We start from the raw sequence: 10,420 nt of genomic DNA, 5'->3' as shown, positions 1-10,420 counted from the left end.
CGCACCCGTTCCCATTCCGAACACGGCCGTGAAACGCCCCAGCGCCAATGGTACTCCGTCTTAAGACGCGGGAGAGTAGGTCGCTGCCAGGTCTTCTAAAGGCAATGCATGCTTCAAGCATGAAAACAATCTTCTCGACACAACCTCGGCCCAAGCCGAAATACCGATTGGGCCGCTCAAAAGCGGCCCTTCGTCGTTTGCAGAACTAAAATGAAATGCAAGGAAGCTCACAGGCCCTGGCCGGTGCGCCCCTTACAGGAGACAAAACCCATAGGGTTTTGCTCCGGCACAGTCCGTCATCGCAAAGCGATGACGTAGTCGCGACAAAGCCAAAGGCTTTGCGCTTACGGGGTGGAGCAGCCCGTTCGGCCGGCAATCGATACCCAATCGATTGATCTTCGGCCTCACCTCATCAGGCCCATAACCTGAAATGAGGCCTGACTTGCTTCCGGGCCGCAATGGCCCGTATTCTTGGTGACGCGGGGTGGAGCAGCCCGGTAGCTCGTCAGGCTCATAACCTGAAGGCCGCAGGTTCAAATCCTGCCCCCGCAACCAAAAACATCCACGCACATGAACAAACCAATTCCGGCAGCCAAAAAGTAAAGCGGTGCTTTCTTCGCACATTGACGAAGCGCGGCGGGCCGTTCTGAATACTCCAACCGTGAATTTGACGGCAGGCAGGCGCTGAGTGGCAATTACGATTTTTAACCGCCACTATATGCCAAGGCGGACTCTGCTCCTGTTAGCCTAACCGGATCGATCCGTATTGTCCGGCTCCGCCATAAACCGCGCCTTTCGCCCTAGAAAATACGCGCGCACTAGAGGATAGCTCAGTTAGTACCCCTTAATCCGGCTAGGATCAAAGCCAGCTTTACTGGGTAAAATAGGTAAGGAGCATCGGCCGTTAGCAGGCTTAGTCCATGCTTTCCTGGCAACTGGCCCCCGACGGTGAAAGCTACGAAACTGCCGAGAAACGCGGGACCGGCGAGGCCCAAGCCGACGAGAAGGGCCCATGTATGAAGTTTTTCCTCCATATCGGAAAGCTCAACACAGCCTGTTCTGTTGCCTTGATATGCTTAATCATCTGAGCTTTAGCAATGCTTGGGTTACGACCGAATGAATCCGCAACCTGATATCGTATCGACGGCAGCTTTGGGGCGAAAGGCATCTGCGCTAAAGCTGACGTTCGCTTCTTACGACGCAATAACCGCTTCGGGAAAGCGGCAGACTTTAGCCGTTTGATTGCCACGTGTAGTTCCACGGCACCAGCTCATCGAGCCGGCTCTGCGCGCGGCCGTTGACGATGGCGGTGAGCACTGCTCACTCGACATCCAACGAGACCGCCCGTGCAGCGACGGGATCAGGGCGAACCAACCCAAATCAACGCCAGCGCTGCGATCAACAGCAGTATCGCGAGAAGTGCGACAAACCGCCTGATTCCCGCCCTGGCGTTCTGTGCTCCGATGAGGCGGAAATACCAGTCCGGACCCTGGTTTCCGGAATGAGACATGGCGTCAAGTTCCGCTGGTGGGGCCGTGAACGGCCGTGGACACGTGTAGAGCAAAGGTGGAGATCGTAGACACGGCCAGGAAACCGACTGCGCCGCGTCCCATCAGCACCCCACGCTTTTTCTTCCGCAACAAGATATTACAGGATGCGAGACCCGTCGGCGTGTCCGTGCTTTTATGTTCCGTCATCGACTTACTCCCTGATCATTCCCAGCGAACCAAGGCATGCGGGGAAAGTTCCTTGTGGAAATGGAACGAATGACCTTCGCTCAGGCGAGCGCGGCTCATCGATAGCAATCGCGAGGGACCGGAACGTATCGCAATAGTCGGAGAAGGCTTCGGCAGCCTTGCTTGCGCGCAGGAACTTGGTGTCACGGATTCCGCTGTCACTGCGATCGATCGTCTCAATAACAACCTTTTCCAGCCGCTGCTGTATCAGGTAGCGACCGCGGCGCTTTCCCGGCCGACATTGTCGAGCCTATCCGCAAGACCCCGGGTCGGTATCGCGACATCAACGTGATCATGGGCCAGGTGGTCGGGATTGATGTACATCGGCAGCAGGTTCTGCTCGATGGCAATGACGGGTAGACGATGACCGTCTCATCATCGCCACCGATCGTGTCCCAGGGCGTGGTGTAGCTTAGACGGCCACGGCTCATCCCAGAGGGCCGGATGAGTGTCAGCTTGCGGCTGGCAGGCTGATGATCGGATCATCGCTCATCGTGGCGATTGTCTCAAGTGTCATGTAGCGGGACCGCTGGACGGCCCATTCATCGTTCTGTTCGAGCAGGAGCGCGCCGACGAGCCTGACGATGGCGTCATCATTGGGGAAGATGCCGACGACCTCGGTGCGCCGCTTGATCTCGCCGTTCAATCGCTCGATCGGGTTGGTCGAGTGAAGTTTGGCCCAATGCTGCTTGGGAAAGGTCATGTAGGCGAGCACGTCTTGCTCGGCGCTGTCCATGAGACTGGCGAGTTTCGGTACCTTTGGCCTGATCTGGTCGGCAACGTTGCGCCATTGAGTGCTCGCCGCCTCTGGCGCGTCCTGAGCAAAGGCCGTCGCGATGAAGGCGGAGACGACACGGCGTCCGCTCTTCCCGGCATGGGCCAGGGCATTGCGCATGAAGTGGACCCTGCAGCGTTGCCAAGTCGCGGATAGCACTTTTGATACTGCAGCTTTGATGCCCTCATGTGCATCTGAGACGGCGAGTTTGACGCCACGCAGACCCCGCCTGGTCAGCGTTCGAAGAAACTCGGTCCAGATCGCCTCGGCCTCGGACGTGCCGACCTCCATGCCGAGCACTTCGCGTCGGCCGTCGGTGTTGACGCCGACGGCGATGATGACAGCAACCGAAACGATGCGCCCGCCGCGCCGGACCTTCAGATAGGTCGCGTCAATCCAGAGATACGGCCATTCGCCTTCGATAGGCCTGTCAAGAAAGGCCTTCACCTTGTCGTCGATCTCTTCGCACAGGCGGCTGACCTGGCTCTTGGAAATGCCGCTCATACCCATGGCCTTGACGAGGTCGTCAACCGAGCGGGTCGAAACGCCCTGGATGTAAGCCTCCTGAATGACAGCCGTCAGAGCCTTCTCGGCCATCCGGCGCGGCTCCAGGAAGCTCGGGAAATAGCTGCCAGTACGAAGCTTGGGAATACGCAGCTCGACGGTGCCCGCCCGTGTCTCCCAATCCCGGTCGCGATAGCCGTTACGCTGGGCTAGTCGGAAGTCATTCTTCTCGCCATAGCCCGCACCGGTCTTCGTCCCGACCTCCAGCGCCATCAGCTTCTCGGCAGCAAAGCCGATCATCTCGCGCAGCAAATCGGCGTCGGCGCTCTTCTCAACGAGTGAACGCAGGTTCATCATGTCGTCGGTCATCGGTGGTGTCCCTCAGGTTGGTCATAAGCAACCCGACCCTACGGGGAAATTACCGATGGCTATGAAATCCAGCTACACCACTCGACGGGACATGATCTCGCCACCGGCTCCGAATATATTTACGTCGGCCGGGACGGCTGGCCCTCGGGCGCGCCGTGCATGAAGATGATTCGTGAAGCACATCAGATCCGGCAGCGCCTCCTGTCGTCATCCGAGAAGGCCGAAGGAGCCGGTAACGAGCAGATAAGCGCAACCTCCTCACCTACGTGGGTATTGGGGCCGACCGGCGTCGAGATGGCCGGAGCACTATCCGAGCTCGGCCGCCTAATGATGCCCTTGATTTCAGAAACATCCAGCCTGAGCAACTCAGAGCAATTGTAATCGAAGCAAGTCCGAGGGTCCTCGCCGCGTTTGAGGAAAACCTCATCGATTAAGCGCGATGCTACCCCGAGGAAATCGGCGTCGAGGTCCGCACGGGCCAACGGGTTCTCGATGTGATCCTGGATGGCGTTACGGTTGGCACCGAGTTCATTCGAACCGGCTATGTCGTCTGGGGCGCCGGTGTAACAGCAACTCCTGCGCATCGTTCGCTCGGGCTCGACGCCGCGCCCGGTGGGCTAATACCGGTTGATCGCTTCTTGCGCGTCGCGGGCCACGAGAACGTTTTTGCCACTGGAGATACCGCTGACTTTACGGGAACGGATGGCAAGCGGCCGCCCGGCCTTGCTCAGGTTGCCGAGCAGCGAGGGGTGCTCCTTGGGTGTCTGTTAAAACAGCAAGCAAGCCTGGCGGAATTCGTGTTCGGGAGCCGAGGAAACACGGGGGTGATCGGTCGAAACGCTGCCATTTTCGATTTCGGCAAATGGACCTTGAAGGGACGGGCCGCTTGGCTCCTGTGGGCTTTCGTGCACGTGTTCCTGCTGATCAATTTCGAAAAGCGCGTCCTCGTGAGTGTTCAATGGCTACGGCGCTAGCTCACCCGACAGCGCGGCGCGCGTCTGATCGAGGAACATTTAATCGGTGAGAGCGGTTTATCGGTGCCCGCTGTCGTTGTCGGCTCGGTGACAGATGCAGGAGGTGATCGATGATGCAGCTCTGGTTTTTTGCGCTTGTGGCGGGGGCAACGCTTTTCGCTATCGCGATTTCCGTCGCGTCAAAAAAGATGATTTGGCTCGGCGTGGTTCTGACCATCGTCGGCGTGCTCGGAGTTGCCTTCCATTTCGTCAATGGCAGCCAATCGACCCCAAATGATCCGCCCGACGTTTCCAGCCCCACCCAATGAATGATCGATGTCCAAACACGAGGATGCGTAATGGCTCAACAAGGAAAGCCGGCGAACCGCATGATGCTGTTCGTTGCGATCATACTGATAGCGGCGCTGGGGCTGGGGACGCTCTATTTCTTCGTACTAACCCCAGGGGATCCGGACAGCAACACGATGCAGCGGCCGCAACAGGGAACGTTGGAGCAGCACACGCGCTGATGTGGCAGCTCGGCTTGTCGTGCTAAACGCTGCGCGGGAACTCTGGGCCAGGAAAATTGTTTGCGGTTGGTCGAAAGGAGGCAATGATGTCTGACGATAAAACGAGAGATATTTTTATCACCGGTCTGAAGAATGCTCACGCGATGGAGAACCAGGCGCTTTCCATCATGAAGCCTCAGGTCAAGCGGATCGAAAACTATCCCGATGTGGCGGCGAGGCTCGAAGAGCATATCCGTGAGACGGAGGGACAAATCAGCCGTCTGGACGAAATCCTGACGTCACTCGCCGAGGATAACTCCTCCTTGAAGGACGCTGCCTTATCATTCACCGGCTCGATGGCAGCGCTCGGCCATACTGTTGCCGGGGACGAGATCCTCAAGAACAGCATGGCCAATTTCGCATTCGAGCATTTTGAAATTGCCGCTTACAAATCGCTGATCACGATCGCCGAGCTTGGCGGTTTTGCCGCAACAGTCAATTTATTACAGGCCAGCCTCGACGAAGAGATCGCCATGGCTGCATGGCTCGACGGCAACCTCCGTCCGACAACGATCAAATTCGCCAACCTTAAGGAAGCTGGCGTCTCGGCAAAGGTATAGCCGTCCGATCTCTTTATTCAACAGACGAACCTCATGGAAAGGGACACGAATGACTGATCCCGCGACATCGAACCCGGAAAGCGACGTGGCACGCTCTGATGCGAAGACTGCCGATGAGAACCGGGAGGATTTGAAGAAGCGTGCCGAAAAAAGCCTCAAAGAGAGCGGGGGCGAGCGATCGCCCGATAGAACATGAGCACGGGGCGCCCGGCCCGGAAAGGCTTGATCACCTTACTTGCGCTTGTCGCAGCCGTCGTCCTGGTCATTGCCGTCATTTATGTGATGCGCATGCCGTCCGATGACGCGCCGGGAGTTCAACCGTCTCCTCATGCCATCGATCAGGCCGGTTGAGGCGCGGGCAGGAGGAAACGATGGCGGATATCCGCCATCGTCTGACGACCATCTTGTCTACAAAGGTGGAGACGAGTTTGGTACTCTCGGTACCATCAGCGGCGACGCGCGGCCTCAAGCCCCGCACTGCCTTCAGTCATGAGGTCGGCCATGACGTCGAGGAAAGCCTCGACGCCATGGCCCGTTCGTTTGCGGCAAGCCGTTTTCGGATCTGCAGCCTCCGCCCGTCCATTCACGCTGTCAAAACAACCTTGATGCAGTTGTCTTTCTTGTCGCGGAACGTCTCGTAGAGTTCCGGTCCCTGATCGAGCGTCGCGCGGTGGGTTATGATGAAGCTCGGGTCGATCTCGCCTTCCTCGATGCGGCGCAAAAGATCGAGCGAGTAACGGTTGACATGCGTCTGGCCGGTTCTGATCGTCAACCCTTTGTTCATCGCCGCGCCGAAAGGAATCTTGTCCAGGAAACCGCCATAGACACCGGGAACCGAAACAATGCCGCCGGGGCGGCACGCCATGATCGCTGTCCTTAAGACATGCGGGCGGTCGGTTCCCAGCAAGGTCGCTGCTTTCACCTTGTCGACGATTGCATCGAACGAAGCGGTGGCGTGGGATTCGGCGCCGACGGCATCAATGCATTTGTCGGCTCCATGACCTGCGGTCATGTCCTTGATGTGATCGGGAATGGTGCCATCGATCTCGTCGAAATTGATGATCTCTGCGCCAGCCGCAGCGGCAAGAGCTAACCGCTCCGGCACGTTGTCGATCGCGATGACGCGTGCAGCGCCCTGCATGAAGGCGCTCTTGATGCAGAACTGGCCAACGGGGCCACAGCCCCAGATGGCTACGATATCGGTCGGCTCGATCTCGCAATTGGCGGCCGCCATCCATCCCGTGGGAAAAATGTCGCCGAGAAAGAGCGCCTGCTCGTCCGAAATGCCATTCGGAATGATGATAGGCGAGACATCCGCATAGGGCACACGTACATATTCCGCCTGACCTCCGGCATAAGCGCCGGTCAGGTGCGAATATCCGAAGAGACCGGCAGTGGGATAACCAAAAGCCTTTGTGGCATTCTCTGCCTTGCGGTTGGATCGCTCGCAAACCGACCAATTGCCTTTCAGGCATTGCGGGCACTCGCCGCAGCAGATGGTGAACGGAACGACAACGCGGTCACCGACCTTGAGTTTCTTGTTGCCGCGTCCGACCTCGACGACTTCTCCCATGAACTCATGGCCGAGAATGTCGCCCTTTTCCATGAAAGGAATATAGCCGTCCATCAGGTGGAGGTCGGATCCGCAGATCGCGCAGGCCGACATTTTGATGATCACATCGCGATCATCTTCGATCTGGGGATCAGGAACGCTGTCGCAGCGAATATCGCCCTTGCCGTGCCAGCATAGTGCTTTCATCATTCTCTCCTTTTTTTGGTTCAGGGTGCGGTGCCCGTCGCTCGCACTTGCGTGATAAATGCGAGGATGATGGCCAGTATGCCGATGGCGGGGACCAGCCAGTGGATCGCCGGCGGAAAGTCGACAATCCTTGAGGCAGCAAGCATGACGAGACCGAACAGGACATCCAACGCCAGATGGAAGCGGATCCGAAGAAACCGGATGACCCCGAGTTCGTAATCGGTGAACAAGCTGTAGAGAATAGCAAATAGGCCGAGACAAATTAGCGTCATGAATGCTGCACCTTGAAGAGGCAAGGCGATCGGCAAGGCGATCAAAATCAGCCCAACAAGGTAGTCGAGAATTCCATGCAGGCGGGTCGGAATGATACGCATAGGGAGTCCCGTCGGTTAATCGGCAGATCGCGAACCGGAGGAAGAGGATTTGGTTCCAACCGTTGGGAATTTAAAACCTCGGTCGGAACTCCGAAGTCTGGCGGCTGTTCGCTGGGTGTCAGAGCTTCGCGATCTTGTCGCCAGCCATCAGGGTGGAAGCGGGATCGTCCTTGTGGTGGAGGGTCATTCCCCACTACGTCAAACCGGCTGTGAGGTCGTATTGGACAATTCCATTTATCTGAGCCTTTTCGCAGGCAAGCATATCCTGATCGTCGAGGACGAGTATTTTCTCGCCGACGAGACCCGGCAAAAGCTCGAGCAGCTTGGCGCCATCGTTGTCGGACCCGCCGCAAACGTGCAAGACGCCCTCGATCTCATCGCTTCATCGAAAATCGACGGAGCGATCCTGGACGTTCATCTGGGAGATGAGTTTGTGTTTCCCGTCGCGGAGGAACTGGAGCAGGCGGATGTCCCATTCGTTTTTGCAACGGGATACGATCCGGAAGTTATACCGGCGAGATTTGCAGGCTTTGCGTTGTCGGGAAAACCTACGGAGCTGGGAAAGATCGCCGTGGCACTTTTTGCGCCCGATGGAGGAACTGTCCTGAACTAGTTCAATTACCGTTGATGACGGTCCGGAGCTGCAGCCTGGCCCGATTGACGCGGCTTTTCATTGTTCCGGATGCGCAGCCGCACCGATGAGCCGCATCCTCATAGCTCAGGCAGTCGATGAAGATCATCTCGATCGCTTGGCGTTGGTGCTCAGGCAGATTGGAAATTGCCCGTTCGAGTTCTTGGCCCCGAAGTTTCCATTCCTGCGTTGCCGGGACGCTGACTTGAAGCGCGGTATCATCTGCAAGACCCACGTCCTCACGCCTGGTCAACCCGAACTTGGTGCAGAACGTATTGCGCATAATCGTGAAGAGCCAGGACCTTAGCTGTGTGCCCCGCCGAAACTTTTCCGCGTTTGCAATCGCCTTGACATACGTTTCCTGCACCAGATCGTCGACGTCAATCGGTGAAGAATGAAATCGGCGAGCAAAGTTTCGAAGCGCCGGCAGGTGCTTGAGAAGCTCGATTTCGGTGAAGCCGGTCTGGTTGGTTTGGTGTTGCATGACATCCTCCCATCAGACTGCGAAACATTAGGATCATCGCATCGTTCCGAGAAGTTTTGCCTGAGGGAGACTATGTACGGTTGCGTACCGACCGATGCGCTACCGTTTGATTGAAGAACCTCGGGCGGGCCGCTTGTCTTTCCTCCGCGCGCGTGCAGGGTGGAGCGTCGTATGTCGGAATAACCGGGCAATTCAGATGCCGTCGGCCAAAGGCTAGCCGATTTCAACTGAAGCGCGACTTGTCTCGGGCCGTTGAGACGCGGTCCCTTCGAGTTATCGGGCAACTGGACCTGGTTATCAGCTTCCGGCAACTGATGTACATCGCCCTGGGAGAGGATCTGCGCTTCATCGACAACGAGGCCTACCATCCCTTCATCGGCAGTTGTCACCCTGGGGACCTTCGGCGCTCCCATGCGCGAAGTCTTTCCAACGTCTGGGCGAACTCAACCAACTTTTCGCGGATGTTCTGTCGGGGAACGCCGAGGGTGGTGAGGCCGTGCAAGTGTGGCGCGCCGATACGCAGAATTACGCCCGCATCGAAGGGTGACATTTCGGCCAGGCAGGCCGGACCAAGCTCATCGCCAAAAATATGAATGCATATGTCTTGTTATGGATCGGGGTGGTCGGTATAGCGAAACACCTCATCCTCAGTAACGGGAATTCGAAGTGACTGCACCCAAGTTTCGTCTGATCCTCGCTGGTGCTTGCGCGGCGATTGGCCTTGCCGCAGCATCGGCGCAAGCTGCTACCCAATATCCCCTGACGGTCGAAAACTGCGGCGCGACGGTCACGTTCGAAAAGGCACCGGAACGGGCGATCGGGCTTGGACAGAACAGCGCGGAAATCCTGTTGCTGCTCGGCCTTGAGGACAAGATGGTCGGCACCGCCTTCTGGCCGAGCAAGGTCCTGCCGCAACTCGAACCGGCCAATGCCAAGGTCAAGCTCTTGACGGTCGAATTTCCGACGTTCGAGTCACTCCTCGCCCAGAACCCGGATTTCGTCGCAGCCGCGCTTCCCAGCCTCATCGGTCCGACCAGCAAGGTCGCCAAGCGCGAGGACTTCGACAAGGTCGGCGTGCCTTCCTACATCTCACCCAGCACCTGCCTATCGACCGACAAGGTCAAGAACGAGTACGGCAGTCGCGACCAGCTCTGGAACATGGAGCTTCTCTACAAGGAGATCGACGAGCTTTCACAGATCTTCGACGTGGCCGATCGCGGTCAGGCGCTGATCGCCGATTTCAAAAAGCGCGAGGCAGCCCTGCGCGCCAGCGTCTCCAAGGACGGCAAGAAACTGTCTTATGTCTTCTGGTTCTCCAGCCCGTCGCCGACGGCTGATGCCTATCTCGGCGGCCAGAACGGCGCGTCCGGCTTCATCGCCGACGTGCTCGGCGGCGAAAGCGCGATCAAGACCGAAGCCGAGTGGCCGACGCTCGGCTGGGAAAGCATCATCGCCACCAATCCGGACGTCCTCGTCGTCGCCAATCTCGACCGCAATCGCTGGGAACTCGACAAGCCGGAAGCCAAGATCAGGTTCCTGACCACCGATCCGGCTGTCAGCCAGATGCCGGCGGTCAAGAACAAGGCGATCGTCGTGATGGACGGCCAGGCCATGAATCCGACGATCCGCACTATCTACGGGGCCGAGCAGGTTGCCGAACAATTGAAGGCGCTGGGCCTTGTGAAGTGAGCGAAACGAGCGGCACG

11 protein-coding genes, 1 tRNA gene and 1 rRNA gene are annotated in these 10,420 nt (G+C 57.9%); 9 read left to right on the top strand and 4 right to left on the bottom strand.

Annotated elements, in window-relative coordinates; translation table 11 throughout:
• Positions 1-92 (top strand): 5S ribosomal RNA (gene rrf, locus ACQKKX_RS08335); the annotation flags it as partial.
• Positions 93-478: 386 nt separating this feature from the next.
• Positions 479-555 (top strand) — tRNA-Met (locus tag ACQKKX_RS08330).
• Between the two features lie 1,632 nt (positions 556-2,187).
• Here ACQKKX_RS08330 and ACQKKX_RS08325 read toward each other — a convergent pair.
• A complete protein-coding gene (locus ACQKKX_RS08325) occupies positions 2,188-3,384 on the bottom strand; it encodes an IS256 family transposase (protein WP_427570084.1) in 1,197 nt (398 codons plus the stop codon).
• A 159-nt stretch (positions 3,385-3,543) separates the two neighbouring features.
• On the opposite strand from ACQKKX_RS08325, the gene ACQKKX_RS08320 reads away from it, so the two are divergent.
• The 5 genes from ACQKKX_RS08320 to ACQKKX_RS08300 all read left to right on the top strand — a co-directional run bounded on the left by ACQKKX_RS08320 (position 3,544) and on the right by ACQKKX_RS08300 (position 5,466).
• Positions 3,544-3,765, top strand: a complete 222-nt coding sequence (locus ACQKKX_RS08320; RefSeq protein ID WP_427570083.1) for a hypothetical protein — start codon at positions 3,544-3,546, stop codon at positions 3,763-3,765.
• Between the two features lie 74 nt (positions 3,766-3,839).
• Entirely contained in the window at positions 3,840-4,358 is a 519-nt protein-coding gene (locus tag ACQKKX_RS08315; RefSeq protein ID WP_427570131.1) for an NAD(P)/FAD-dependent oxidoreductase, read from the top strand.
• 110 nt (positions 4,359-4,468) lie between these two features.
• Positions 4,469-4,666 carry a hypothetical protein gene (locus ACQKKX_RS08310; RefSeq protein WP_427570082.1) on the top strand — a complete coding sequence of 66 codons (198 nt, stop codon included), beginning with the start codon at positions 4,469-4,471 and terminating at the stop codon, positions 4,664-4,666.
• Positions 4,667-4,696: 30 nt separating this feature from the next.
• A complete protein-coding gene (locus ACQKKX_RS08305; RefSeq protein WP_427570081.1) occupies positions 4,697-4,867 on the top strand; it encodes a hypothetical protein in 171 nt (56 codons plus the stop codon).
• Positions 4,868-4,953: 86 nt separating this feature from the next.
• Positions 4,954-5,466, top strand: coding sequence for a ferritin-like domain-containing protein (locus tag ACQKKX_RS08300; RefSeq protein WP_427570130.1), 513 nt, complete (start codon positions 4,954-4,956; stop codon positions 5,464-5,466).
• A 583-nt stretch (positions 5,467-6,049) separates the two neighbouring features.
• Here the strand turns inward: ACQKKX_RS08300 and ACQKKX_RS08295 are convergent.
• Both ACQKKX_RS08295 and ACQKKX_RS08290 read right to left on the bottom strand, forming a co-directional pair.
• Positions 6,050-7,225 carry a zinc-dependent alcohol dehydrogenase gene (locus tag ACQKKX_RS08295; RefSeq protein WP_427570080.1) on the bottom strand — a complete coding sequence of 392 codons (1,176 nt, stop codon included), beginning with the start codon at positions 7,223-7,225 and terminating at the stop codon, positions 6,050-6,052.
• Positions 7,226-7,245: 20 nt separating this feature from the next.
• Positions 7,246-7,599, bottom strand: coding sequence for an SPW repeat domain-containing protein (locus tag ACQKKX_RS08290; protein ID WP_427570079.1), 354 nt, complete (start codon positions 7,597-7,599; stop codon positions 7,246-7,248).
• Positions 7,600-7,819: 220 nt separating this feature from the next.
• Here ACQKKX_RS08290 and ACQKKX_RS08285 point away from each other — a divergent pair, with 220 nt between their 5' ends.
• Positions 7,820-8,212: a response regulator gene (locus tag ACQKKX_RS08285; RefSeq protein ID WP_427570129.1), complete on the top strand. Its 393-nt coding sequence runs from the start codon at positions 7,820-7,822 to the stop codon at positions 8,210-8,212.
• A 1-nt stretch (position 8,213) separates the two neighbouring features.
• On the opposite strand, the gene ACQKKX_RS08280 is transcribed toward ACQKKX_RS08285, so the two are convergent.
• Positions 8,214-8,714 carry a sigma-70 family RNA polymerase sigma factor gene (locus tag ACQKKX_RS08280; protein ID WP_427570078.1) on the bottom strand — a complete coding sequence of 167 codons (501 nt, stop codon included), beginning with the start codon at positions 8,712-8,714 and terminating at the stop codon, positions 8,214-8,216.
• A 666-nt stretch (positions 8,715-9,380) separates the two neighbouring features.
• On the opposite strand from ACQKKX_RS08280, the gene ACQKKX_RS08275 reads away from it, so the two are divergent.
• A complete protein-coding gene (locus ACQKKX_RS08275; protein ID WP_427570077.1) occupies positions 9,381-10,403 on the top strand; it encodes an ABC transporter substrate-binding protein in 1,023 nt (340 codons plus the stop codon).
• Positions 10,404-10,420: the final 17 nt, after the last annotated feature.

Origin of the sequence: Neorhizobium sp. NPDC001467 (assembly GCF_050275975.1) — a bacterium.
Lineage (GTDB): Bacteria > Pseudomonadota > Alphaproteobacteria > Rhizobiales > Rhizobiaceae > Neorhizobium.
The sequence above is the reverse complement of the archived record's forward strand: the minus strand, read 5'-3'. Positions and strand labels throughout refer to the sequence as shown.

What these genes read in the sequence shown, in the direction of transcription:
- ACQKKX_RS08325 (WP_427570084.1), bottom strand. Translation starts at nt 3,384, where the DNA reads ATGACCGACGACATGATGAACCTGCGTTCACTCGTTGAGAAGAGCGCC.
- ACQKKX_RS08320 (WP_427570083.1), top strand. Translation starts at nt 3,544, where the DNA reads ATGAAGATGATTCGTGAAGCACATCAGATCCGGCAGCGCCTCCTGTCG.
- ACQKKX_RS08310 (WP_427570082.1), top strand. Translation starts at nt 4,469, where the DNA reads ATGATGCAGCTCTGGTTTTTTGCGCTTGTGGCGGGGGCAACGCTTTTC.
- ACQKKX_RS08305 (WP_427570081.1), top strand. Translation starts at nt 4,697, where the DNA reads ATGGCTCAACAAGGAAAGCCGGCGAACCGCATGATGCTGTTCGTTGCG.
- ACQKKX_RS08300 (WP_427570130.1), top strand. Translation starts at nt 4,954, where the DNA reads ATGTCTGACGATAAAACGAGAGATATTTTTATCACCGGTCTGAAGAAT.
- ACQKKX_RS08295 (WP_427570080.1), bottom strand. Translation starts at nt 7,225, where the DNA reads ATGAAAGCACTATGCTGGCACGGCAAGGGCGATATTCGCTGCGACAGC.
- ACQKKX_RS08290 (WP_427570079.1), bottom strand. Translation starts at nt 7,599, where the DNA reads ATGCGTATCATTCCGACCCGCCTGCATGGAATTCTCGACTACCTTGTT.
- ACQKKX_RS08280 (WP_427570078.1), bottom strand. Translation starts at nt 8,714, where the DNA reads ATGCAACACCAAACCAACCAGACCGGCTTCACCGAAATCGAGCTTCTC.